Raw genomic sequence first — 23,992 nt, 5'->3', positions numbered from 1 at the left:
TCCTCCGTTTAATATAAATTATTATAAAATACCAGCTTCTTTATCTTGTTTAATTAGATTACGAATTGCTTGTACAGTGATCTCAATAGCTGATTCAGTATCGTGGATAACAGGATTTTCAAGACCTAATTTTTCTCTTTCTTGATTTGCTACAACTAAAAAAGATGAACCAACACGTACTTTTAAATAATCACCTACAACAAATAGAGCAGCAGATTCCATTTCTGATGCTTTGCATCCTAAACGTACCCAAGCATTCCATTTATTTATTAATTCATAATCAACAGGTTTTGTTTCAGGCTCATGTTGTCCATAAAAAGCATCCTTACATTGAACAATACCTACATGGTACTTTTTCTTTAATTCTTTAGCTGCTTGAACTAAAGCGTTAGTGATATCTAAATTTGCAACAGCAGGAAACTCTATAGGTGCATACTCCTTGCTAGTTCCCTCCATACGAATGGCTCCAGTAGCTATAACTAGATCTCCACCCATAATTTCAGGCTGCATTCCACCACAAGTACCAACTCTTAAGAATGTATCTGCTCCAACTCTTACAAGTTCTTCTAGAGCTATAGAAGCAGAAGGTCCTCCAATTCCAGTAGAAGTAACACTAACTTTAACTCCATCTAGATATCCAGTATAAGTAACATACTCTCTACTATCAGCAATAAGTTTAGCATTGTCAAAATGTTTTGCTATTTTTTCACAACGTTTAGGGTCACCAGGTAGAATTACATATTTTCCAACATCACCCTTTCTTAAACCTATATGATACTGCATTCCTTCTTCAGCATATTTCATAATCAAAACCTCCTAAACAATTTAGACGATGTCTATCAAGTTGTATATTTTATAACTAAAATATATCATATCTATATAGAGGTGTCAATTATTAATTGAATATTTTATGTTGTATATTTATAATTGATGTGATTAAAATCTCGGAAAAGCACAAGAAATGCAAATTATGACCAAAAGTATAGAGATATTTGTTTTTTTTGGAAAATATGATAAAATATAGATGTATGCTGGGGGATTTTTAGTTGAATTTAAAATAAAAAAATATAGGAGGAGTTTTTCATGAAAAGAAAAATAACTATTCTAGGAGCTTTATTTGTAATAGCTCAAAGTATAATGGCTGGAAGTATTGGAGTAGGATATGGAGTAACAACACCAATATATCATAATGATAAAAATGATTATATTTTACCAATAGTAGACGTAGAGTATGATAAATTTTTTATAAAAGGTGGAAGTACATATGGTCTATCATTAGGATATAGGATACTAGAAGAGGATAACTATGTATTATCGTTATATGGTATGCCTTTTGGTGGTTATGAAGTAAAAAATAGTGATATGAAATATGGATATAAGGGTATAGAGGATAGAGATACTCATCTTATGGGGGGAATAGAATTAACTTACTATCCAAATATATATAATTTGCAAACAAAAGTAGCTGCAGAGTATGGAGAAGAGGGAGGGCATTTTAATTTTAGTATAAGTAGACCTTATCATATTACTTCAAATTTGACAGTAGTACCAGCTATTAATTATGTATTCTATGACTCTAACTTTGTAGATTACTATTTTGGAGTTAATCCAAATGAGGTAGGAAAACCTAGTGGAGAGAAAATTATAAATACTTTCAATGGAAAATCAGCTCATAGAATAGGAGTAGGAATATTGGGTAACTATAGAGTTAATGATAATATTTCTATAATGGGATTTACAGGAGTAACAAAGCTTTCAGGAGAGATATCAAATTCTCCAATAGTTGAAAATGATGTAATATATATACTAGGAACAGGATTAATTTATACATTCTAGTACTTGATATTTTTTATTTAGATGGAGATAGAGAGGTAATTTTTAATTGCAGAACTTTATCTCTATTTTTATAGTGAGCATATAAAAAAATCTTTATATAATAAAAAATTATGATATAATATGGTAGGGAACTCTTTTGGTGAGGAGGTTGAAATTATTGGAGAAAAATATATTAAAAACAGAAATTTTTAATCAGCTTGATATAGAGAAGTTATTAAAAAGAGAGGAAGAGATAAGGATACTACTTTTAGGAAATCCTAATGATTTAAATCTGTTAAGAGAGCTAGCTATAATTTTATATCATAAGAGGGATTATTCAAAAGCGATTAAAGTTTATAAAAAAGTTATCGAGTATAAAAATGATAAAGCAGAAGGCTTTGCTTTTTTAGGACATCTTTTTTATGAAAATGAAGAGTATTTAAAAGCTATAAAAGCCTTTGAAAAATCTTTAGATATAGATCCAGATGTAGCGTTTGTACATTTTTTATTAGGAAATGCTTATTCTAGAGTTGGAAGAATAATGGAGGCAATAACAAGTTATGACTTCGCTATTTTTTTAGATTTTGATATATATAAAGCTCATATAGACTTTGCTGAAAAATATGAGAAAATGGGATTGTTAGAGAGAGCTTTAAGAGAGTATATAGTAGCTTATGAAATAGATCCAAGGGATAAAAAAATAGGGGAAAAGATAAATACAATAAAAAAGAGTTTGGAAAAGAAGGTTATTTAGCCCTTCAAATTTTATGTAAGGAGAATAGATGATTTATAGTATTTCGTTGACTTTTATATTGATATTGTTTTTTGTTATAGGTATTTCTTTCGGTTTTAATAGAGCCATTGGAATGATACCTGTACTTTTTATAATATTTTTATTAGTAGCATTTTTAGGATGGTTTGCGGTTAATTTCTTTTGGTTAATTTTATTAATAATATTTATAAATTATCTAAGAAATAGAAATCAACCAAAAAGAACAAGAAGAACTTATTATTATAGATATGATGGAACTAATGCAAATAATTTTGAAGATTTTTTCCGTCAAGCTGGAGGAAGTTATAACGGGCAGAGTCAAGGTGGTTATGAGAATAACCCTTTTGGTTATGCTGAGGATAAAAGCAGATATTATGAAATTTTAGGAGTGAGTAAAACTGCTGGAAAAGATGAGATAAAAAGGGCTTATAGAGAGTTGGTAAAACAACATCACCCTGATAAATTCAGCAATGCAAGTGACTCAGAAAAAGAGTACCATGAAAATAAATTAAAAGAGATAAATGAAGCTTACGAAAAACTTTTAAAAGATTTTTCTTAAACTTGAAATAGTTGAATAAGTATGGTATAATTCAACACGTATGAAATGTTTTTTGTGAATGTACAGTATAACTTAAAGGAGTGTAGTTTTAATGAAACTAAAAACATTGATTCTAGCGGCTGGAAAAGGAACTAGAATGAAATCAGATATGCCTAAAGTAATTCATAAAGTGAATGGTATTCCGATGATAACTAAGATTATAGATACTTTATCGGGATTAAATCCAGAGGAGAACATACTAATCTTAGGGCATAAAAAAGAAGAAGTTTTAAAAGTTGTTGGGGAGAACTGCGACTATGTTTTACAGACAGAACAGTTAGGGACTGGTCATGCGGTAATTCAAGCTAAGGAAAAACTTGAAGGTTATGATGGAGATGTAATGATACTTTGTGGAGATACTCCGTTACTTAGAGAGAGTACACTAAAATCATTATATGAGTATCATAAAGAGAGTGGAGCTGTAACAACAATATTGACATCGATTTATGAAAATCCATTTGGATATGGAAGAATAGTAAAAGAGGATGGACTAGTAAAGGCTATTGTAGAAGAGAAAGAAGCTAGTGAAGAGATCAAGAAAATAAAAGAGGTAAATGCAGGAGTGTATTGCTTTAATTCAAAGGAACTTTTTAAAGCTTTAGATAAAATAGATAATAACAATGAAAAAGGTGAGTACTATCTTACAGATGTAATTGGTATTCAAGTTTCTGAAAATAAAAAAGTTCAAAGTTTTATACTAGAGGATAAAATGGAAATATTAGGGGTTAACTCGAAAGTAGAGCTTGCTCAAGCTGGAAAAGTATTGAGAGATAGAAAAAATAGAGAGCTGATGGAAGAGGGAGTTATACTAATTGATCCAGAAACTACGTATGTAGAGGAAAGTGTAAAGGTAGGAAGAGATACAGTACTATATCCAGGTGTAGTTTTACAAGGGAAAACAGTTATTGGAGAGAATTGTGAAATTATAGGAAATAGTAGAATAATAGATAGTGTACTTGGGAATAATATCAGAGTAGAAAGCTCAGTAATAGAGGAGAGTATCTTAGAAGATGGAGTTACTATGGGGCCATTTGCACATATAAGACCAAAATCTCTTCTAAAAGAAAAGGTACACATTGGAAATTTCGTGGAAGTTAAAAAATCAACTCTTGAAAAAGGAGTAAAAGCTGGTCATCTTACATATTTAGGAGATGCACAAGTTGGTGAAAATACAAATATCGGAGCAGGAACAATAACTTGTAACTATGATGGTGTAAATAAGTTTAAAACTGTAATAGGTAAAGACGCTTTTATAGGAAGTGACAGTATGCTTGTAGCACCAGTAAATATAGGAGAAAAGGCACTTATAGGAGCAGGTTCTGTAATTACAAAAGATGTTCCTAGTAACTCATTAGCAGTATCAAGAAGTAAACAAATTATTAAGACCGACTGGAGGAAATAAAAAATGATAAATTCAGAAAATGTAAAAATTTTCGCTGGAACTTCAAACAAGGACTTAGCTAAAAAGATAGCTGAGAAATATGGACTACCTTTAGGAAAAGCAGAAGTAGTTAGATTTAAAGATGGAGAGGTATTCGTTAAGATTGATGAAACAGTAAGAGGAAGAGATGTATTCGTAGTACAATCAACTTCTGAACCTGTAAACGAAAACTTAATGGAGTTATTAATTTTCGTAGATGCATTAAAAAGAGCATCAGCAAAAAGTATCAATGTAATAATTCCTTACTATGGATATGCTAGACAAGATAGAAAATCTAATCCAAGAGAACCAATTACATCTAAATTAGTAGCTAACTTATTAACAAAATCAGGTGCTACTAGAATAATAGCTATGGATTTACATGCTGACCAAATCCAAGGATTCTTTGATATCCCTGTTGATCACATGCAAGCATTACCTTTAATGGTAAGATACTTCATGAAAAAAGGATTATATGGAGATGATGTAGTAGTAGTTTCTCCAGATATCGGTGGAGTAAAGAGAGCTAGAAAATTAGCTGAGTGGCTAGATTGTAAAATAGCTATCATCGATAAGAGAAGACCAAAACCAAATATGTCAGAAGTAATGAACTTAATCGGAGAAGTTCAAGGAAAAACTGCTATATTTATAGATGATATGATAGATACAGCTGGAACAATAACAAATGGAGCAGCTGCTATCATTGAAAGAGGAGCAAAAGAGGCTTATGCTTGTTGTACACACGCAGTATTCTCAGATCCAGCAATCGAAAGACTTGCTGTAGCTCCATTAAAAGAAGTTATTATAACTGACTCGATAGCTTTACCAGAAAGAAAGAAATTAGATAAAATAACTGTTTTATCTGTAGATGAAATTTTTGCTGAAGCTATCAGAAGAATTGTAAATAACCAATCAGTATCTGAGTTATTTGAAAGAAAATTAATAATGGAAAATTAATTAAATTAGAAAAAAGCTAGTATTTTGCTAGCTTTTTTTAATTAGATGTGATAGAATTAGAAAGAGTTTAGAAATAAGGTGTAAAGTATGAAAAAGATATATAATTTAGAAAATATAGATCTTTTAGCTATAGAAAAATCACTAAAAGATGGAAAATTGATAGTTTATCCAACAGATACTGTCTATGGAGTAGGTGGAATAATTTCTTCGGAAGAAACTATAAAAAAAATATATAGAGCCAAGGAGAGAAGTTTTAAATCACCTCTTATTGTTCTTGTAAGTGATATAGATAAGATAGAAGAAATAGCTTATATAGAGGATAAAAATAGAGAGGCTATAGATAAATTGATAAAAAATTTCTGGCCAGGTGGACTTACAATTATACTAAAAAAGAGAGAATGGGTTCCAGATATTATGACAGCAGAAGGAGATACTGTTGGAATAAGAATGCCAGATTTAGATATAGCTTTAAAAATAATTAGAGCTGCTGGGGGATTACTTCCTACAACAAGTGCAAATATTTCTGGAGAAAAAACTCCAAGAGCCTATGAGGAGTTGTCAGAAGTTTTTAAAAATAGAGTTGATCTATTGATAGATGGAGGAAGATCTCCATTGGGAACAGAGTCTACAATAATTGATATGAGTAATAAGCCAAAAATACTAAGGTTAGGAGCAATTTCAATTGAAGATATAGAAAAAGTAATTGGAAAGATATAGGGAGGAATTTATGAGAACACAAAGAGTAAATCCAAATGGAATGAATCCAATGCAGATGAACAACATGTCTAGCATGATGGGAATGATGAACAATATTCAAAGAATAGGAAAAGGAAAAAGAAAGATAACTGTTAATTTAGATAAAAATAATAAGAAATTCCTATCTAAATTTATAGAAGAGGTAAAGAAACAATTTGCAACTTCAGCTATGGGTGTACAAGCAAGTGGATTAGGAGAATTTTTTGATTACGTAAAATCTGTTGCTGATACAAAGGATCAAATGGAGTTAAAGTTAAGTTTTGAAGAGTATGAGTTTTTAAAAAGAATGATAGTAGACTCTATAAAAGGTATGGAGGGAATGACTTTCAAGTGGTATCAATTTGTAAAAAAGGCGATGTTGAAAGTTATGGTAAAACAATATAGAGAATTATTAACAAAGTTTAAATAGTTAAAAAAAACATTTTTCTAAATTTAGAAAAATGTTTTTTTATTGTTTGTATATATTGCGTTTATATTAGATATCTGTTATATTTTAGATATAAGATGTTCAAAAGTAGATATGACATTAGCAAAAAATATTCCGTGATTTAAAACAAAAGAGTAATCTGACTTTTTTTCAACAGAAGAATCCTTCTTACCTATAAAACTGATTATAGGGACATGATTTTTTTTAGCAATCTGTATCATATCAAGAAGGGATTCTGTTTCACCAGATTCGGATACAACAAATAAAATAGTGTTATTTGTTATATTTTCTAAAAGTTGGATATGACCGTTAGCTATGGAACGCTTTCCTAGAAGAGCCATTCTTTCATTCATGTAAGATGTTATATTATTAGCAATTCCAATAGAGCAAAACATAATTAAAGGATCATTATACTTTTTTATTAGCTCTAAAGGTATTGAGAGATTTATCTCGGTTTGAATATTTGGTTTTTTATTGGAGTTTTTAATATAAAAAATCAGATCTGGGAAACTTTTAAAGCCAATTTTTTTAATACAGCTATAGATAACAGTAGTTGATGTATAGTTATCTTTAGCGGTTTCTCGAATAGAGAGTTTCTGATTTTTATTTATTTTATTTTGAATGTAGAGAAGAATATTTTTTTCTAAATCGTTTAATTTATGTTTTTTTACTATATAATTTATATCTAACAAAGTACATCACCAATCATATTATACAATAAAAATTATAAAAAAAGGAGATATAAGATGGGAAAAAAATTTATTACTGACCCTTGGGCAAGAACAACTACAAGAAATGGATTAGCTGGAGATGAGGTTATATCAGCTCTTCAAAAATCAATAAGAAGAGGAAATGTAGAGGCAGCTTGTGAGTTTGCTTATGAAATGTATATTACTTCACCTCAAATGGAAGAAAAATTATGGAGAAGACTTACAGCTATATCTGTAGAAGATATAGGAATGGGAGATCCTATGGCAGCAGTACTTGTAAATAACTTAAGACAGATGAGAAAAGAGTATGCCTATGCTGATGGGGATAGACCAATATTCTTTATACATGCTATAAGATATCTTTGTAAATGTGAAAAAGATAGATCAAGTGATCTGTTAAAAAATATTGTAATAAAAAGTTTTGCAATGGGATATGTACCAGAAATTCCTGATTATGCATTAGATAAGCATACAGTAAGAGGAGCAGAGATGGGAAGAGACTCATTCCATTTCTTAAATGAAGCTAGTAAAGTTATTCCACAAAAAGAAGTAGATAATGATTATAAAGAGAGATATAACAAGATATTAGAAAAGTATAATCCAGATGATGTAGTACCGTCAGCTTTTAAGTTTAATCCATGGCAAGAGTAATGGGAGGAGATATGGAAGGGAAATTTTTAGAAAGATTAGAAAAGGTATTATTACCAATAGGAAGTAAGTTAGGGAGTCAAAAACATCTTCAAGCTATATCAGTAGGAATGATGATGACACTTGCTCTTATAGTTGTAGGATCTTTATTCTTAATAGTGGCGAATCCACCGATAAATTTAGAATTAGTAGACCCAAATACAAGTAATATATTTTTACAATTTATGATAGGTTGGAAAAAATTTGCTTTAGAGAATTATGATATAATAACAAAACCATTTAATTTTACAATGGGAGTAGTTGGACTTATGACAGCTTTTACTATAGCTTATTCCTTAGCTAATGAGTACAAGCTAAATAATTTAACATCTGGTTTAATCTCAATGACAACTTTCTTAATGATAGCAGCTCCAATTGAAGATGGTAAAATTGTGATGCATTATCTAGGAGCAGATGGATTATTTATAGCTATCATTATTTCACTAGTAAGTGTTGAAATATCTATGTTGGTAGAGAGACTAGGATGGAAGTTTAAAAGTGAGCATATACCACCAGCTGTACTTTCATTTATGAATGCTTTAATACCATTACTTTTAAATATTATTATAATTTATGGTTTAAGTGTAATAATTTTTGTAAAAACAGGAAAAACTATTCCAGATCTAATAATGGCTGTATTAACACCAGCTTTAAATATAGGAAATAACATTTGGGGATACTTAGCAATATTAGTTTTTGGAAATATATTATGGTTATTTGGAATAAATGGAACATCAGTTATATTCCCAATAATATTTGCTATTGGAATTGCAAATACTGGAATTAATGCTGAACTTGTAAGACAGGGAAAAGAACCAGAGATGTTGATGAACCTTCAAATGTTCAGAGTTGCTATAATGGGAGGAGCTGGAAATACATTAGGGTTAATTATTTTAATGCTAAGAAGTAAATCAGAGCAACTGAAAACACTGGGAAAATTAGCTTTTGTTCCAGGGATTTGTGGAATAAATGAGCCAGTGATATTTGGAACTCCAATAATATTTAATCCGATATTGGGATTACCATTTTTACTTACTCCTATTGTAACAGTTTCAATGACATATATAGCTCAAAAAATAGAATTAATTTCTATGGGGTATATTGTAGACCCATCATTTGCTCCATTTTTTATACAAGGATATTTATCATCACTAGATGTTAGAAACTTAATATTCTACTTCCTTTTAGTTGTAGTAAGTCTTATTATCTATTTCCCATTCTTTAAAGTGTATGAGAAAAATTTAATAGCTCAAGAGGAAGAGTAATTATATAGGGAGAAAAATTTACTATAATCAGATTGAGAAAAGTTGTGATTAAGAGTAAATTTTTCTCTTTTTTTTATCAAAAAGGATATCGAATAAATGTTGAAAAAATTTAGAATATAGGGTAAAATATATTGATAAAATAACTGTTAATAGGAGAGTAATAGATGTTTATAGATGAGGTAATAATTACGGTTAAAGCTGGTAATGGTGGAGATGGTTCAGCCGCTTTTAGAAGAGAGAAATATGTACAATTTGGAGGTCCAGATGGTGGAGATGGAGGGAAAGGTGGAGATGTAATCTTTGTTGCTGACCCTAATATCAACACACTTATAGATTTTAAATTTAAAAAATTATTTAAAGCTCAAAATGGAGAAAATGGGCAAAAAAAGCAAATGTATGGAAAAACAGGTGAAAACTTAGTAATTAAAGTTCCTGTGGGAACACAAGTAAGAGATATTGAAACTGGAAAACTTTTACTTGACTTAAACGTAGCAGGAGAGGAGAGAGTTTTATTAAGAGGAGGAAAAGGAGGACTTGGAAACGTTCACTTTAAATCTTCTATTAGAAAGACTCCAAAAATAGCTGGAAAAGGTAGAGAAGGGGCTGAGTTAAAAGTAAAATTAGAATTAAAACTTATAGCTGATGTTGCTCTTGTTGGATATCCATCAGTTGGAAAATCAAGTTTTATCAATAGAGTTTCAGCAGCAAATTCAAAAGTTGGAAGTTACCACTTTACAACTCTTGAACCAAAACTTGGAGTAGTGAGATTAGAGGAAGGGAAATCTTTCGTAATAGCAGATATTCCTGGACTTATTGAGGGAGCTCATGAAGGAGTAGGGCTTGGAGATAAATTCTTAAGACATATTGAAAGATGTAAGATGATATATCATTTAGTTGATGTGGCAGAGATAGAGGGAAGAGATGCTATTGAAGACTATGAGAAGATAAATACTGAGCTTAGAAAATTTAGTGAAAAATTAGCAAAGAAAAAACAAATAGTTTTAGCTAATAAGATGGACTTATTATGGGATATGGAAAAATATGAAAAATTCAAATCTTATGTAGAAGCTCAAGGAAATGAAGTGTACCCTGTATCTGTAATATTAAATGAAGGTATTAAAGAGGTATTATATAGAAGCTGGAATATGTTAGAAGAGATAGAGAGAGAGCCATTAGAAGAGGAAACAAATGTAGATGAAGTTCTAAGAGAGATAAGAGGAGATAAGGAGGACTTCATTATCACTCAAGATGAAGATGGAACATATGTAATTGAAGGAAGAGTTCTAGATGGAGTACTTGCTAAGTATGTAATTACTATGGATGATGATTCAATAGTAAACTTCTTACACATGATGAGATCTTTAGGAATGGAAGAGGCTATGAGAAAAGCTGGTATCCAAGATGGAGATAGTGTAAGAATAGCAGATGTAGAATTTGAATATGTAGAGTAATAACTCTAGAATAAGTTAAATTTGAATTTTAAAGAGGAAATTATTATCTCAACTCTCAAACATTGGGTGGACAAGATAATATTTTCCTCTTTTTTAATGGAGGAGATATGAAAAAAGGAATAGTTATAGCTGGACCTACAGGAGTGGGCAAAACAGCTTTATCAATAAAGTTAGCTAAGATATTAGGTGCTGATATAATATCTGCTGATTCAGCTCAAGTATATAAGGGAATGGATATAGGAACAGCTAAGATAGGAGTAGAGGAGATGGAGGGAGTTCCTCACTATATGTTAGATATATTAGAACCAATAAAAAAATATAGTGTTGGAGATTTCCAAAGAGATGTAGATAAAATACTAGAAGAGGAAGAGAAAAAAGATAAAACTGTTATCTTAACAGGGGGAACGGGACTTTATATTAACTCTATTACTGAAGGATTATCTGAACTACCAGCTTCAGATCCAAAAATGAGAGAGGAATTTATGAAGTTGAGCAGTGAAGAACTTTATGAAGAGTTAAAAAAAGTAGATCCAGAAGGGGCTTTAGAGATACATCCGAATAATAAAAAAAGAGTAGAAAGAGCTTTAGAAGTTTATAAGTTAACTGGAGAGAAATTTTCAATTTTATCTAAAAAAAATATAAAAAATAACAGTTATAGTTTTATAAAAATAGCTCTTGAAAGAGGAAGAGAGAATCTTTATGAAAGAATAAATATGAGAGTAGATATAATGATAGAGCAGGGGCTAGAAAAAGAGGTAAGAGAGTTATATAATAAATATGGAGAGATTTTAAGAAAAATAAATATTATAGGTTATTCAGAGTTTATAGATTACTTTAAAGGGGAGATAACCTATGAAGAAGCAGTTGAGAGAATAAAACAAAATTCAAGAAGATATGCAAAAAGACAGTTTACTTGGTTTAAAAATGACCACTTATACACATGGTATAACTTAGAAGAGTTATCTGAAAATGAGATAATAGAGGATATTTTAAAAAAATTAAATGTGGAAATTGGATAATTAAATTCTTGATAAAAATATATGGATATGGTATTATTTATAGTGATAAGGAATGGTGTATATTATAATGAAAAAACTTATTATTTTGGTAATCTTAATTAGTTTTTTTACAGGTTGTTCTAATTTTGTAGGGAGAGAAGAGATAACATTAAAGGAGAAAGAGAACTTAGTACTTTTAATAGAGAATATAAAGTATAGCCTTCAACAGGGAGATGTTACCCTTTTAGAAAAAACTTTAACTCCAAGTATAAAAAATAACTTTGTAAAAAGTGAGATACAAAATATTGATTTTTCTAAAGTTAATATATTTAATTCAAAGCCTCAATTTTTTAGAGATACAGCTACTAATATGGTAGGTTTTAATATACAGGGAACTACACTATATTATGAAGTGGAGTATGAGCTAAAAGATGGAGAGTGGAAAATAATAAAGTTTAAAGAGAGAAGGGGATAAATATGAAGCCAAATGAGGTCAAGATAACGGTACCTTCTTCTTTAGAAAATTTATCTTTAATAAGAGCCATGGTAAAAACTTATCTTGAGTTACATCAAGTAAGTCAAAGAGATGTATTTCAACTTTTATCAGTGGTAGATGAACTTTCAACAAATGTTGTTGAGCATGGGTATGAGTACAAGCCTGGAGATATCATTTTGGAAATTCAAAAATCTAATGATATTATACGTCTAGTAGTAGAGGATAATGGAGTTGGATTTGATGAAGAGAAATTGAGTAAAGAAGAGGGTGGAATGGGACTTTTTATAGCAAGAACCATTGCCGATGATTTTAAGATTGAAAAGAAGCTAAATGGAACATTGTTCAGGGTAGAAAAGAAAGTTAAGGAGGCAGAATAAGAAATGGTAAACAATTTCGAAATACTTGAGAAGAACGTAGGAGATATTAAAGAGTTAAAAGTAGTAGGGGAATTAGATGCTCTAGTAGCTCCAAAATTAAAAGAGAGAATTACAAAGTTGGTAGAGGGAGATTCTACAAAATTTATAATTGATTTTGAAGAAGTTACTCATATTAACAGTTTAGCAATGGGAATCTTAAGAGGAAAATTAAAAATTGTTAAGGAAATGGGTGGAGATATAAAGTTAATAAAATTAAATGAGCATATCAAAACAATATTTGAAATGATAGGATTAGATGAGATATTTGAAATCTATGAAACAGAAGATGAAGCAGTAGCTAATTTTAAATAAAATGTTGAAAGGAAATAATTATGAGCACAGTGTTAGGTATAGGTTTGATAATAATCGGACTAGGTATAGTATTTGCTGTACTATATAAAAAGTCTGTTATAGATAAAAAAATAAATGAGTTAAACGATTTAGAAGATGAAGTAGCTAAATCTAAGATAAAAGCTAAAGAGATAATAGAGAATGCAGAAAAAAATGCACATGCAAGAGGAAAAGAGTTAGAGTTAAAAGCTAAAGAACATGCATACGCTATTAAAGAGGAAGCTGAAAAAGAGATAAAAAATGCTAAAAATGAGCTTTTACAAAAGGAAGCAAGACTTACCAAAAAAGAGGAAACTCTTGATAATAAGATAGAAAAGTTAGAGTTAAAAAGTCAAGAGTTAGAAAGAACAACTGAAGAGTTAGAAAGTAAGAAAGAGGAGATTGAAGCTATAAAATTAAAGCAAGAGGGTGAGCTTGAAAGAATTTCAGGATTATCAAAAACAGAAGCAAAAGAGATTTTAATAGCTAAATTAAGAGATGATTTAACTCATGAAACAGCAGTTGCAATAAGAGAATTTGAGAATAAATTAGAGGATGAAAAGGATAGAATTTCAAGAAGAATACTATCAACAGCAATAGGAAAGGCATCAGCTGAATATGTTGTAGATGCTACTGTTTCTGTTGTAAATCTACCAAATGATGAAATGAAGGGTAGAATAATAGGAAGAGAAGGAAGAAACATCAGAGCTATTGAAGCTTTAACAGGTGTAGATATAATAATAGATGATACTCCAGAAGCAGTAGTTCTTTCAAGTTTTGATGGAGTAAAGAGAGAAGTAGCTAGACTTGCTATTGAGAAATTGATAACTGATGGAAGAATTCATCCAGGTAAGATAGAGGAAGTAGTAAATAAAGCTAGAAAAGAGATAGATAAAGAGATAGTAGATGCAGGAGAGGGAGCTTTAATTGAATTAGGAATTCCTGGAATGCATCCAGAGATTATAAAGACTTTAGGAAGATTAAAGTTTAGAACAAGTTATGGTCAGAATGTATTAACTCACTCAATAGAGGTAGCTAAATTAGCAGCAAACTTAGCAGCTGAGATAGGAGCAGATACAGAACTTGCTAAGAGAGCTGGACTTTTACATGATGTTGGTAAGGTATTAGATAGTGATGTAGAAGCTTCTCATGCACTTATTGGAGGAGAGTTCTTAAAGAAATTTGGAGAGAAACCAGAAGTTTTAAATGCTGTAATGGCACATCATAATGAGGTAGAATTTGAAACTGTAGAGGCTATAATAGTTCAAGCTGCAGATGCTGTTTCAGCTTCAAGACCAGGAGCAAGAAGAGAAACTTTAACAGCTTATCTAAAGAGATTGGAAAGCTTAGAGGAGATAGCAAACTCATTCTCTGGAGTGGAATCATCATTTGCTATTCAAGCGGGAAGAGAGCTTAGAATAATAGTAAATCCAGAAGCTATGACAGATGACGAAGCTACTAAGATGGCAAGAGATGTTGCTAAGAAGATAGAGGATTCTATGCAATATCCTGGACAGATAAAAGTTACAATAGTTAGAGAGACAAGAGCTGTAGATTACGCTAAATAGTTAGAAAATCTATTGTAATTTTGAAGTAAAAAATGAAGATGATTTAATTGGAAAGGAAGAAGAGTTTCTTCCTTTTCTTTTTTTCAAAATTGGATGAAAGAGTTGATTTTAAATTGAAAACTATTAATTTCTTTAAATAAAATTTAAAGAAATTTTGGACAAAATTAATAATTGTATGATATAATTTAATGTAAAAACCTATTGATAGAAAGAGGGAAATTGATGAGAATTTTAGTAGTAGGAGATATAGTTGGAAGCCCGGGAAGAGAGACTTTAAAAACTTTTTTAGATAAGAGAGGAAAAGATTATGACTTCATCATTGTAAATGGAGAGAATGCAGCTGCTGGATTTGGACTTACAGCAAAGTTAGCTGACCAATTACAAGAGTGGGGATGTAATGTAATAACAAGTGGAAATCATATCTGGGATAAAAAAGAGCTATATGAATACTTAGATAGAAGTGATAGAGTATTAAGACCAGCTAACTATCCAGATGAGGATACACCAGGAAAGGGGTATACAATAGTAAAGGATAGAAAGGGAAATAAAATAGGAGTAGTATCTATTCAAGGAAGAGTATTTATGGCACCTATTGATTGTCCTTTTAAAAAGGCTAAGGAAATAATAAAAGAGATAAGAAAAGAGACAAAGTTTATAATCGTTGATTTTCATGCAGAGGCAACATCAGAAAAGATAGCTATGGGATGGCACTTAGATGGATATGCTTCAGTGGTATATGGGACTCATACACATATACAGACAGCAGATGAGAAGATTTTACCGGAGGGAACAGGATATATTACAGATGTTGGAATGACTGGTTCAGAAAATGGAGTAATAGGAATGAAGGTCCAATCGGTGTTACCTAAATTTTTAAACTCTCTTCCTCAAAGATTTGAGATAGCTGAGGGAAATGAAAGACTTTGTGGACTTGATATAGAGCTAGATGAGGAAACTGGAGAGTGTAAAAAAATAGAAAGAATTAGTAAAACACTTATGGAGATATCATATTTATAGGGAGTGAGTAATGAAAGTAGTAGAGATAAAAGTAATATATGAGAGTGATGATATAGAGAGAGCTACTAAAGAGATTTCAGATATATTTTATGGATTTGGAGTAACAGGATTAAAGATAGAAGAGCCAATGAAAAGTAAAAATCCGTTAGATTTTTATAAGAATGAGAAGGAATTTTTAATGGTAGATCATGCTATCTCTGCTTACTTTCCATTAAATCCTTATGCTGAAAAGAGAAAGGCAGCGATACTTTCTACTTTTGAAGAGAAGTTTGCTGAAAGAGAAGATATAGTTTATACTGTAGATTTTTATGAGTATGATGAGGAAGATTACCAAAATAGCTGGAAAAAATATCTATTTCCTGAGAAGGTAAGTGAAAAGTTTGTAGTGAAACCAACATGGAGAGAGTACACTCCAGAAGCTGATGAACTTATAATAGAGTTAGATCCAGGAAGAGCTTTTGGAACAGGTTCACATCCAACAACATCTCTATGCTTAAAATTGATGGAGGAAAATATATATGAGGGAGATAGTGTAATAGATGTTGGAACAGGGTCAGGAATACTTATGATTGCAGCAGATAGACTTGGAGCTAGTGAGATATATGGAACTGATATAGATGAATTAGCAGTTGAATCAGCTAAAGAAAATTTAGAATTAAATAATATTAGTGAAGATAAAGCTAAGGTTTATAAAGGAGATCTGATCTCAGTTGTTGAAAATAAGAAATTTGATGTAGTTGTAGCCAATATCTTAGCTGATGTATTACTTATACTTTTACATGATATTTCAAAAGTTGTAAAACCAAATGGAAAGATTATTTTCTCTGGAATTATTGAGGATAAATGTGAACTACTAAGAAGAGAGGTAGAGAGCTTAGGGTTTACAGTAGAGGAGATAAAAGCAGATAAAGAGTGGAGAGCTATGCTTATAAAAGCATAATAGGAGGGAAAATGAGAGAATTTATAGTTACAGTAGATGGACCTGCTGGAAGTGGAAAGAGTACAATAGCTAAGATAATAGCTAAAAAGTATGGATTTACATACCTAGATACTGGAGCTATGTATAGAATGATAGCCCTTTATGCTTTAGAGAATAGTATTAGTTTAGATGATACTGAAGCTGTAGAAGATATGCTTAAAAATACAAAATTAGATATAATAGGAAATCAATTTTTCTTAAATGGGAAAGATGTTTCAGAGGAGATAAGAACTCCTAGGGTGAGTGCTATAGTATCACCAGTATCTGCTATAAAAGAAGTTAGAGTAAAACTTGTGGATCTACAAAGAGAGATTAGCAAGGGAAAGAGTGTTATATTAGATGGTAGAGATATAGGAACAGTAGTATTTCCAAATGGTGATGTAAAGATATTTTTAGTAGCTTCACCAGAAGAGAGAGCAAAAAGAAGATTAAAAGAGTATGAGGAGAAGGGAGTAGAAGCTGATTATGAATCGGTACTTGCTTCCATAAAAGAGAGAGATTATCTAGATTCAACAAGAAAGGAAAGTCCTTTAAAGAAAGCTGAGGATGCTCATGAGATAGATAGTAGCACTATGAGTATTGATGAAGTAGTAGAGACTATATCTAAATATATTGATGAAAAAATAGGAGCTTAGAATGTTTTATCAGATAATAAGATTGATATTATACCCCTTCATTTCTATACTGATGATGATTGGAGGAAAAAGAGGGGATTTTTTAAAGAGAAGATTAAAGCAAGATTTTTCATCATTAAAGTCTGAAGAGTATATCTGGATACACTGTTCATCTGTAGGGGAGATAAATCTTTCAGAAACTCTTATAAGAAAACTTTTAAAAAGTAGAGAAGAGAGAATACTTTTGACAATGTTTACTGACACTGGAATAGGAGTTGCTAGAGATAAGTTTGGAAAAGATGAGAGAGTAGATATTTTTTATTTCCCATTAGATGATAAGAAAAGTATTTTAACTATTTTAGAAAGAATAAAATTAAATTTACTTATTTTAGTAGAAACTGAGATTTGGCCAAATTTAATAACTGAGGTTGGAAAAAGAGCCAAAGTTATTATAGTAAATGGAAGAATTTCAGATAGAAGTTTAAAAAGATATAAAAAACTATCTGGATACTTAAGAAAAGTATTTTTAAGTATAGACAAATTCTATATGCAATCTGATGAGGACAGTAGAAGAATTATTGAGATAGGTGCTCAACCTGAGAGAGTAGAAACACTTGGAAATCTAAAATTTGATATCTCTTTTCAAAAGTATGATGATGATGAGAAAAGAGAATTAAGAAAATTATTTAATGTAGATGGAAGAAAGGTTTTTACTGCTGGAAGTAGTAGAAGTGGAGAGTATGAGATACTTTTAGAAACATTTAAACAGTTAAAAGATACGATATTAATTTTAGTTCCCAGACATATAGAGAGAACACCTCAAATAGAAGAGATTATAAAACACTATGGCTTTACATATAAAAAATATAGCGAGTTAGAAGATAGAAGAGAGAGAACAGATATAATTATTGTAGATAAAATAGGAGTATTGAGGAAGATATACTCAATTACAGATATTGCCTTTGTAGGTGGAACTTTGGTTAATATAGGGGGACATAGTTTATTAGAACCTCTATTTTATGGAAAAACTCCAATATTTGGACCATATTTACAAAATGTAAAGGAGATATCAAAAGAGATACTTTATTTAGGATTGGGATATAAGGTAACCAATGTAGATGAATTTTTAAAAAGTATTACTGAGATAGAGAAGAAACAAGAGGGCTCAGTAGAAAAAATAAGAGAGCTTTTTGAAAAAAATAGTAAAACAGCAGACAAAATTATAGAGAGATTAAAAAAATTAAAATAGATGGAGGAAAAATGGAAGATTTAAGAGAGAATCTATGGAGCCACTTTTTCAAGAGTCCAAGAAAAAACTATAATCCATATATGTATAAACTTTTGGAATATCCAGAGTATATTATATATGATAAGAAAATAATGGATTCTTACAAGGGAAAATGGCATGAGTTTTTTGGAAATAATAACCCTATATATTTAGAGATTGGTTCAGGTAGTGGAAACTTTGCACAGGGTATGGCAAAGAGATATCCTGAGAGAAACCATATGGGATTAGAGCTTAGATTTAAAAGATTGGTATTATCAGCTAATAAGGTAAAAAGAGGTGGATCTACAAATGCTCTTTTCTTAAGAAGAAGAGGGGAAGAGATACTTGAATTTGTAGCTGAAAATGAGATTGATGGTATCTATGTAAATTTCCCAGATCCTTGGGAAGAGAATGAAAAAAATAGAGTGGTACAGGAGAGTTTTTTCAAAACTTTAGATGTAATTTTAAAAAAAGGTGGAATGTTTTTCTTTAAAACTGACCATGATAAATATTACCAAGATGTAATTGATTTAGTAGAGAGCTTAGATGGATATAGAGTAGTTTATCATACACCAGATCTACATAGTAGTGAAAAGGCTGTAGATAATATAAAAACAGAGTTTGAACAACTATTTTTATGTAAACACAATAAAAATATCAACTATATTGAAATTGAAAAAATAAAGTAGGCTAGTAGGAGGTAACAATGGCTGGATATGTAGTAGTAGGAACTCAATGGGGTGACGAAGGAAAGGGAAAAATTATAGATGTATTAGCAGATAGAGCTGATTACGTTGTAAGATTCCAAGGTGGAAACAATGCAGGACACACTGTAGTAGTAAATGGAGAGAAATTTATATTAAAACTTTTACCTTCAGGAGTATTACATGGTGGAACTTGTATAATAGGACCAGGAGTTGTAGTAGATCCAAAAGTATTATTAGATGAGTTAGCATCATTAGAGACTAGAGGAGCTAGAACAGACCATGTTTTAATAAGTGATAGAGCACATGTTATTATGCCTTATCATGTAAAATTAGATGAATTAAAAGAAGCAAATGCTGGAGAGATGAAAATAGGAACTACTAAAAAGGGAATAGGACCATGTTATGCTGATAAAATCTGGAGAGATGGAATCAGAATGGTAGACCTATTAGATATGGATAAATTTGCTAAAAAATTAAAATATAATTTAGAAGCCAAAAATGAAATAATAACAAAAATCTATGGAGCTGAACCATTAGACTATGATAAGATACTAGCTGATTATACTGAATATGCAAATAAAATAAGACATAGAATAATTGATACTATCCCTGTAGTAAATAAAGCTCTTGATGAAGATAAGTTAGTTTTATTTGAGGGAGCACAAGCACTAATGCTAGATATTAACTATGGAACATATCCATTTGTAACTTCATCTTCACCAACTACAGGAGGAGTTACTACAGGAGCTGGAGTATCACCTAGAAAGATAGACAAAGGAATTGGAGTTATGAAAGCTTATACTACAAGAGTTGGAGAAGGTCCTTTTGTAACTGAATTACATGGAGAATTTGGAGAGAAAGTAAGACAACTTGGTGGAGAGTATGGTGCTGTAACTGGTAGACCAAGAAGATGTGGTTGGTTAGACTTAGTAGTAGGAAAATACGCTACAATGATAAATGGTCTTACAGATATAGTTATTACTAAGATAGATGTATTAAGTGGATTAGGAACTTTAAAAATTTGTACTGCTTATGAAGTAGATGGAGAGATTTATGAATTTATGCCAGCAGATACTGAAATGTTATATAGAGCAAAACCTGTATATGAAGAGTTACCTGGATGGGATGAAGATATAACTCAAGTAAAATGTTATGATGATTTACCAGAAAATTGTAAGAAGTATTTAAAGAGAATTGAAGAGATTGTTGGATGCCCAATATCTGTTGTATCAGTTGGACCAGATAGAAGCCAAAATATTCATATTAGAGAGATATAATAGAGTAAAATTTTATTGAGAGGAAAAACTTTCCTCTCTTTTTTCTTTTGTAACATATGTTACTGTCTTTTTGTAAATTATATAGTATAATGTATACGAAAATAGAAGAGATTTATGGAGGAGATTATGAGATATATAGATGAAAATATGACAATTTTAGAGATATGTGAGAAATATCCTGAAAGTATAGAGTTTTTAGAATCAAAGGGATTTAAAAATTTGAATAGTGAAAGTGTAAAGAGTATATTAGGAAAATTAAGTCTAAAAAATGCCCTATTAACAAAAAAAATAAATGTAGAAACTTTTGTAGAGATGTTAAATGAATTTATTAATCAAAATAGAGATAGTGCAGATATCACAATGAAAAAAAATAATGTAGAAGATGAAGAAATAACAGTTATGGGACTTCTTCCTTGTCCAATTAGAATACCGTTATTAGAAGGATTTACAAAATTTTTAGAAGAAAATCCAGAGATAAAGGTAAAATATGAGTTAAAAGCTGCATCGGCTGGATTAGACTGGTTAAAAGATGATGTGATAAAAGCTAATCATCCTGAGAAGTTAGCAGATATATTTATATCAGCAGGTTTTGATCTATTTTTTGAAGAGAAACTTATGGGTAAATTTAAAAAGGAGCATATATTTAAAGATATCACAGGTATAGAGAGATATAATAAGGATTTCCAAAATGAAGAGATATCTTTAAAGGATCCAGATGGAGATTACTCTATGCTAGGAGTAGTACCAGCTGTATTTTTAGTAAATAAGAATATGTTAGGGGATAGAGAGATACCAACATCTTGGGCAGACCTATTAAAACCAGAGTTTAGAAAATCTGTAAGTTTACCAATATCAGACTTTGACTTATTTAACTCTATTTTGATAAATATAAATAAAAACTATGGAGAAGAGGGAGTAGCAAATTTAGGAAGGGCACTATTAGAGAATCTACACCCATCTCAAATGGTAAAATCAGATAAGATGAAAACAAACACTCCAACAGTTACTATTATGCCATACTTCTTTACAAAGATGATAAAAGCTGATGGACCAATGGTACCAGTATGGCCAAGTGATGGAGCTGCAATTTCTCCAATATTTATGCTTACAAAAAAGGATAAAGCTAAAAAAATTCAAAAACTTGTAGATTATTTAGCAGGAGAAGAGGTAGGAGCAGTATTTTCACATCAAGGGTTGTTTCCAACTGTAAATCCAAATGTAGATAATAGAATAGAAGGAAAGAAATTTATGTGGTGTGGTTGGGAGTATATCCACAACAACAATATAGGTGAAATATTGGAAAAAACAAAGGAGATATTCTTTAGAGCGAGTGAGGAGGAGTAAGATGAACTTAATAACAATATCAGGACCACCATCATCAGGGAAAACATCTTTAATAATTAAAACAATAGAGAGTTTTAAACAAAGAGGAATAAGAGTAGGAGTAGTAAAGTTTGATTGTTTGTATACAGATGATGATAAACTTTACGAGAAAATAGGAGTTCCGGTTAGAAAAGGCTTATCAGGTTCTCTATGTCCAGATCACTATTTTGTAAGTAATATTGAAGAGGTTGTAAAATGGGGAGTAGAGGAAAAATTAGATATCCTTATTACAGAGAGTGCTGGATTATGTAATAGATGTTCGCCGTATATAAAGGATATAAAGGCTGTATGTGTAATAGATAATTTAAGTGGTGTAAACACTCCTAAAAAAATAGGACCAATGTTAAAGAGTGCCGATATAGTAGTGATAACAAAGGGGGATATAGTGTCTCAAGCAGAGAGAGAGGTTTTTGCCTCAAGAGTTATGTCTGTTAATCCTAAGGCTACTATTATGCATGTAAATGGACTTAATGGACAGGGAGCTTATGAATTTGGAACTCTTATCTATGATGAAGATGAAAAATTAGAAAGCTTAAAGGGTAAAAGTTTGAGATTCTCTATGCCATCGGCTCTATGTTCTTACTGTTTAGGGGAGACTAGAATTGGAGAGGAGCATCAGATGGGAAATGTTAGAAAGATAGATCTAAGCTCTTCTTGTAAAGGAGGAAGTTGTTGTGGTAAGTAGAAAATTTTTATTAGAGAATAAGTTAAAAGTAATTATAGAAAAATATCCTTTTGTAGAGGAGTTCTTAAAGGATAATCAGATAGATATAGAGTTGGAGTTGAATATATCAGAGATTTTAAATGGTTATGATGAGACTACTTTAGAGGAAAAATCATTAGATAGAGAGAAAATTGTAGAAAATTTAGTTGAATTTGTCAATCAAATGGTAGAGATACTAGGGATAGAAGATAATAGTATAGAGGAGATGACAATTTTAGCTGGAATAAATAAGTTTGGAGAAAAAGAGGAGTTTGGAGAGTTTACTATTCGTAAGGGTGAGATAATCTCAATAGTTGGCCCAACAGGAAGTGGGAAAAGTAGATTGTTAGCAGATATAGAGTGGGGAGCTCAAGGAGATACTCCAACTAAAAGAACTATATTAGTGAATGGAAAGCCTTTAGATAAGAAGAGTAGATTTTCATCAAGTAATAAGTTAGTAGCTCAACTTTCTCAAAATATGAACTTTGTAATGGACTTAAGTGTTTATGAATTTTTAGAACTTCATGCTAAGAGTAGAATGGTTGAGAATGAAGAGAGTGTAATAGAGAGAATTTTTGAAAAAGCTAATGAATTAGCTGGAGAAAAATTCAAAATAGATGCCCCAATTACAAGTTTAAGTGGAGGGCAATCGAGGGCACTGATGATAGCAGACACGGCTATATTGAGTACATCTCCAATAGTGCTTATAGATGAGATAGAGAATGCTGGTATAGATAGAAAAAAAGCTTTAGATCTACTTGTAGGAGAAGAAAAAATAGTATTGATGGCTACTCACGATCCTTTGCTTGCTCTTATGGGGGATAAGAGAATAGTTATAAATAATGGAGGTATCCATAAAATTATGAATATAACAGAAGATGAGAGAGGAATATTAGAAGATCTAACTAAGCTTGATAATATTATTCAAGGAATGAGAAATAAGTTAAGATATGGAGAGAAATTAGAATTAAAAATTAATCAAAATTTTTAGAATAAAAAACTAAAAAAGTATGTATTTTTTATAAATAAAATTCGAATAAATAAACAGAAATTAAACAATATATAACTGTACGGTTATATATTGTTTTTTTTGAATAAAATAGTATAATGAGGCTTATAAAGAGGTATATTAGTGATACTTTAAAGATGTAATATTATTATTTTGATGGAGGGAGTTTATGAATCTGACTCTTAGAGAAAAAGAAAAATTTTTAACCTAACGGGCAAGAAGTCGCCCACCTCTATAGATGGTGCGATGAATTGCCCTATTGTTTTTTAGAAGACAAAGTGATATAATACAATCAGTAGATATATAAAAATAGGAGTAAAAACAATGGAATTAGATAGTAATTGTCATTCAGTATTTTTGCTGTATTATC

General features: G+C 30.7%; 26 protein-coding genes. 24 read left to right on the top strand and 2 right to left on the bottom strand.

The features are described 5' to 3' along the window. Positions 1-21: 21 nt before the first annotated feature. Positions 22-804 carry a uridine phosphorylase gene (gene udp / locus IAA47_03995; protein ID MBU3842131.1) on the bottom strand — a complete coding sequence of 261 codons (783 nt, stop codon included), beginning with the start codon at positions 802-804 and terminating at the stop codon, positions 22-24. Positions 805-1,083: 279 nt separating this feature from the next. Between udp and IAA47_03990 the strand changes: the two genes are divergently transcribed. The 7 genes from IAA47_03990 (at position 1,084) to IAA47_03960 (ending at position 6,727) form a co-directional block, all read left to right on the top strand. Beyond that, positions 1,084-1,836 carry a MipA/OmpV family protein gene (locus IAA47_03990; GenBank protein ID MBU3842130.1) on the top strand — a complete coding sequence of 251 codons (753 nt, stop codon included), beginning with the start codon at positions 1,084-1,086 and terminating at the stop codon, positions 1,834-1,836. A 157-nt stretch (positions 1,837-1,993) separates the two neighbouring features. Further along, positions 1,994-2,569, top strand: coding sequence for a tetratricopeptide repeat protein (locus IAA47_03985; protein ID MBU3842129.1), 576 nt, complete (start codon positions 1,994-1,996; stop codon positions 2,567-2,569). A 28-nt stretch (positions 2,570-2,597) separates the two neighbouring features. Further along, positions 2,598-3,146 carry a DnaJ domain-containing protein gene (locus IAA47_03980; GenBank protein MBU3842128.1) on the top strand — a complete coding sequence of 183 codons (549 nt, stop codon included), beginning with the start codon at positions 2,598-2,600 and terminating at the stop codon, positions 3,144-3,146. 91 nt (positions 3,147-3,237) lie between these two features. Next, a complete protein-coding gene (gene glmU / locus IAA47_03975; GenBank protein MBU3842127.1) occupies positions 3,238-4,587 on the top strand; it encodes a bifunctional UDP-N-acetylglucosamine diphosphorylase/glucosamine-1-phosphate N-acetyltransferase GlmU in 1,350 nt (449 codons plus the stop codon). 3 nt (positions 4,588-4,590) lie between these two features. Beyond that, positions 4,591-5,562: a ribose-phosphate diphosphokinase gene (locus IAA47_03970; protein MBU3842126.1), complete on the top strand. Its 972-nt coding sequence runs from the start codon at positions 4,591-4,593 to the stop codon at positions 5,560-5,562. A gap of 87 nt (positions 5,563-5,649) precedes the next feature. Continuing rightward, on the top strand, positions 5,650-6,279 hold the full coding sequence (locus tag IAA47_03965; GenBank protein MBU3842125.1) for a threonylcarbamoyl-AMP synthase: 630 nt from the start codon (positions 5,650-5,652) through the stop codon (positions 6,277-6,279). Between the two features lie 10 nt (positions 6,280-6,289). After that, positions 6,290-6,727 (top strand): hypothetical protein, encoded by a 438-nt coding sequence (locus tag IAA47_03960; GenBank protein MBU3842124.1) that lies wholly within the window; start codon positions 6,290-6,292, stop codon positions 6,725-6,727. Between the two features lie 77 nt (positions 6,728-6,804). On the opposite strand, the gene IAA47_03955 is transcribed toward IAA47_03960, so the two are convergent. Next, entirely contained in the window at positions 6,805-7,437 is a 633-nt protein-coding gene (locus IAA47_03955) for an SIS domain-containing protein (GenBank protein ID MBU3842123.1), read from the bottom strand. 54 nt (positions 7,438-7,491) lie between these two features. Here IAA47_03955 and IAA47_03950 point away from each other — a divergent pair, with 54 nt between their 5' ends. The 17 genes from IAA47_03950 (at position 7,492) to IAA47_03870 (ending at position 23,604) form a co-directional block, all read left to right on the top strand. Next, a complete protein-coding gene (locus IAA47_03950; protein MBU3842122.1) occupies positions 7,492-8,106 on the top strand; it encodes a hypothetical protein in 615 nt (204 codons plus the stop codon). Positions 8,107-8,117: 11 nt separating this feature from the next. Further along, on the top strand, positions 8,118-9,407 hold the full coding sequence (locus IAA47_03945) for a PTS transporter subunit EIIC (protein MBU3842121.1): 1,290 nt from the start codon (positions 8,118-8,120) through the stop codon (positions 9,405-9,407). 164 nt (positions 9,408-9,571) lie between these two features. Further along, the gene (obgE, locus tag IAA47_03940) at positions 9,572-10,858 is read left to right on the top strand and encodes a GTPase ObgE (protein MBU3842120.1); all 1,287 of its coding nucleotides are present in this window, start codon (positions 9,572-9,574) and stop codon (positions 10,856-10,858) included. Positions 10,859-10,965: 107 nt separating this feature from the next. Next, positions 10,966-11,877, top strand: coding sequence for a tRNA (adenosine(37)-N6)-dimethylallyltransferase MiaA (gene miaA, locus IAA47_03935; protein MBU3842119.1), 912 nt, complete (start codon positions 10,966-10,968; stop codon positions 11,875-11,877). A 67-nt stretch (positions 11,878-11,944) separates the two neighbouring features. Then, positions 11,945-12,331, top strand: coding sequence for a hypothetical protein (locus IAA47_03930; GenBank protein ID MBU3842118.1), 387 nt, complete (start codon positions 11,945-11,947; stop codon positions 12,329-12,331). A 2-nt stretch (positions 12,332-12,333) separates the two neighbouring features. Continuing rightward, positions 12,334-12,729, top strand: coding sequence for an ATP-binding protein (locus IAA47_03925; GenBank protein MBU3842117.1), 396 nt, complete (start codon positions 12,334-12,336; stop codon positions 12,727-12,729). Positions 12,730-12,732: 3 nt separating this feature from the next. Then, a complete protein-coding gene (locus IAA47_03920) occupies positions 12,733-13,080 on the top strand; it encodes an STAS domain-containing protein (GenBank protein MBU3842116.1) in 348 nt (115 codons plus the stop codon). A gap of 20 nt (positions 13,081-13,100) precedes the next feature. Beyond that, positions 13,101-14,666: a ribonuclease Y gene (gene rny / locus IAA47_03915; protein MBU3842115.1), complete on the top strand. Its 1,566-nt coding sequence runs from the start codon at positions 13,101-13,103 to the stop codon at positions 14,664-14,666. Between the two features lie 222 nt (positions 14,667-14,888). Then, a complete protein-coding gene (locus tag IAA47_03910; GenBank protein MBU3842114.1) occupies positions 14,889-15,683 on the top strand; it encodes a TIGR00282 family metallophosphoesterase in 795 nt (264 codons plus the stop codon). Between the two features lie 10 nt (positions 15,684-15,693). Further along, positions 15,694-16,623, top strand: a complete 930-nt coding sequence (gene prmA / locus IAA47_03905; GenBank protein MBU3842113.1) for a 50S ribosomal protein L11 methyltransferase — start codon at positions 15,694-15,696, stop codon at positions 16,621-16,623. 11 nt (positions 16,624-16,634) lie between these two features. Next, a complete protein-coding gene (cmk, locus tag IAA47_03900; protein MBU3842112.1) occupies positions 16,635-17,297 on the top strand; it encodes a (d)CMP kinase in 663 nt (220 codons plus the stop codon). 1 nt (position 17,298) lies between these two features. Then, complete coding sequence (locus tag IAA47_03895; GenBank protein MBU3842111.1) at positions 17,299-18,525, top strand: 3-deoxy-D-manno-octulosonic acid transferase; 1,227 nt, start codon at positions 17,299-17,301, stop codon at positions 18,523-18,525. 11 nt (positions 18,526-18,536) lie between these two features. Then, positions 18,537-19,232, top strand: coding sequence for a tRNA (guanosine(46)-N7)-methyltransferase TrmB (gene trmB, locus IAA47_03890; GenBank protein MBU3842110.1), 696 nt, complete (start codon positions 18,537-18,539; stop codon positions 19,230-19,232). 17 nt (positions 19,233-19,249) lie between these two features. Continuing rightward, a complete protein-coding gene (locus IAA47_03885) occupies positions 19,250-20,527 on the top strand; it encodes an adenylosuccinate synthase (protein MBU3842109.1) in 1,278 nt (425 codons plus the stop codon). A gap of 126 nt (positions 20,528-20,653) precedes the next feature. Continuing rightward, the gene (locus tag IAA47_03880) at positions 20,654-21,871 is read left to right on the top strand and encodes an ABC transporter substrate-binding protein (protein ID MBU3842108.1); all 1,218 of its coding nucleotides are present in this window, start codon (positions 20,654-20,656) and stop codon (positions 21,869-21,871) included. 1 nt (position 21,872) lies between these two features. Next, complete coding sequence (locus tag IAA47_03875; protein MBU3842107.1) at positions 21,873-22,595, top strand: hypothetical protein; 723 nt, start codon at positions 21,873-21,875, stop codon at positions 22,593-22,595. Positions 22,596-22,797: 202 nt separating this feature from the next. Continuing rightward, positions 22,798-23,604, top strand: coding sequence for an ATP-binding cassette domain-containing protein (locus tag IAA47_03870; protein MBU3842106.1), 807 nt, complete (start codon positions 22,798-22,800; stop codon positions 23,602-23,604). Positions 23,605-23,992 lie beyond the last annotated feature (388 nt).

This window comes from Candidatus Fusobacterium pullicola, assembly GCA_018883725.1.
Classification (GTDB): Bacteria; Fusobacteriota; Fusobacteriia; order Fusobacteriales; family Fusobacteriaceae; genus Fusobacterium_A; species Fusobacterium_A pullicola.
This window is presented reverse-complemented; position numbering and strand designations above follow the sequence as displayed.

Excerpts from the sequence above, each read along its gene's own strand:
- udp (MBU3842131.1), bottom strand. The coding sequence starts at position 804 with ATGAAATATGCTGAAGAAGGAATGCAGTATCATATAGGTTTAAGAAAG.
- IAA47_03990 (MBU3842130.1), top strand. The coding sequence starts at position 1,084 with ATGAAAAGAAAAATAACTATTCTAGGAGCTTTATTTGTAATAGCTCAA.
- IAA47_03980 (MBU3842128.1), top strand. The coding sequence starts at position 2,598 with ATGATTTATAGTATTTCGTTGACTTTTATATTGATATTGTTTTTTGTT.
- glmU (MBU3842127.1), top strand. The coding sequence starts at position 3,238 with ATGAAACTAAAAACATTGATTCTAGCGGCTGGAAAAGGAACTAGAATG.
- IAA47_03970 (MBU3842126.1), top strand. The coding sequence starts at position 4,591 with ATGATAAATTCAGAAAATGTAAAAATTTTCGCTGGAACTTCAAACAAG.
- IAA47_03965 (MBU3842125.1), top strand. The coding sequence starts at position 5,650 with ATGAAAAAGATATATAATTTAGAAAATATAGATCTTTTAGCTATAGAA.
- IAA47_03960 (MBU3842124.1), top strand. The coding sequence starts at position 6,290 with ATGAGAACACAAAGAGTAAATCCAAATGGAATGAATCCAATGCAGATG.
- IAA47_03950 (MBU3842122.1), top strand. The coding sequence starts at position 7,492 with ATGGGAAAAAAATTTATTACTGACCCTTGGGCAAGAACAACTACAAGA.
- IAA47_03945 (MBU3842121.1), top strand. The coding sequence starts at position 8,118 with ATGGAAGGGAAATTTTTAGAAAGATTAGAAAAGGTATTATTACCAATA.
- obgE (MBU3842120.1), top strand. The coding sequence starts at position 9,572 with ATGTTTATAGATGAGGTAATAATTACGGTTAAAGCTGGTAATGGTGGA.
- miaA (MBU3842119.1), top strand. The coding sequence starts at position 10,966 with ATGAAAAAAGGAATAGTTATAGCTGGACCTACAGGAGTGGGCAAAACA.
- IAA47_03930 (MBU3842118.1), top strand. The coding sequence starts at position 11,945 with ATGAAAAAACTTATTATTTTGGTAATCTTAATTAGTTTTTTTACAGGT.
- IAA47_03925 (MBU3842117.1), top strand. The coding sequence starts at position 12,334 with ATGAAGCCAAATGAGGTCAAGATAACGGTACCTTCTTCTTTAGAAAAT.
- IAA47_03920 (MBU3842116.1), top strand. The coding sequence starts at position 12,733 with ATGGTAAACAATTTCGAAATACTTGAGAAGAACGTAGGAGATATTAAA.
- rny (MBU3842115.1), top strand. The coding sequence starts at position 13,101 with ATGAGCACAGTGTTAGGTATAGGTTTGATAATAATCGGACTAGGTATA.
- IAA47_03910 (MBU3842114.1), top strand. The coding sequence starts at position 14,889 with ATGAGAATTTTAGTAGTAGGAGATATAGTTGGAAGCCCGGGAAGAGAG.
- prmA (MBU3842113.1), top strand. The coding sequence starts at position 15,694 with ATGAAAGTAGTAGAGATAAAAGTAATATATGAGAGTGATGATATAGAG.
- cmk (MBU3842112.1), top strand. The coding sequence starts at position 16,635 with ATGAGAGAATTTATAGTTACAGTAGATGGACCTGCTGGAAGTGGAAAG.
- IAA47_03895 (MBU3842111.1), top strand. The coding sequence starts at position 17,299 with ATGTTTTATCAGATAATAAGATTGATATTATACCCCTTCATTTCTATA.
- trmB (MBU3842110.1), top strand. The coding sequence starts at position 18,537 with ATGGAAGATTTAAGAGAGAATCTATGGAGCCACTTTTTCAAGAGTCCA.
- IAA47_03885 (MBU3842109.1), top strand. The coding sequence starts at position 19,250 with ATGGCTGGATATGTAGTAGTAGGAACTCAATGGGGTGACGAAGGAAAG.
- IAA47_03880 (MBU3842108.1), top strand. The coding sequence starts at position 20,654 with ATGAGATATATAGATGAAAATATGACAATTTTAGAGATATGTGAGAAA.
- IAA47_03875 (MBU3842107.1), top strand. The coding sequence starts at position 21,873 with ATGAACTTAATAACAATATCAGGACCACCATCATCAGGGAAAACATCT.
- IAA47_03870 (MBU3842106.1), top strand. The coding sequence starts at position 22,798 with ATGGTAGAGATACTAGGGATAGAAGATAATAGTATAGAGGAGATGACA.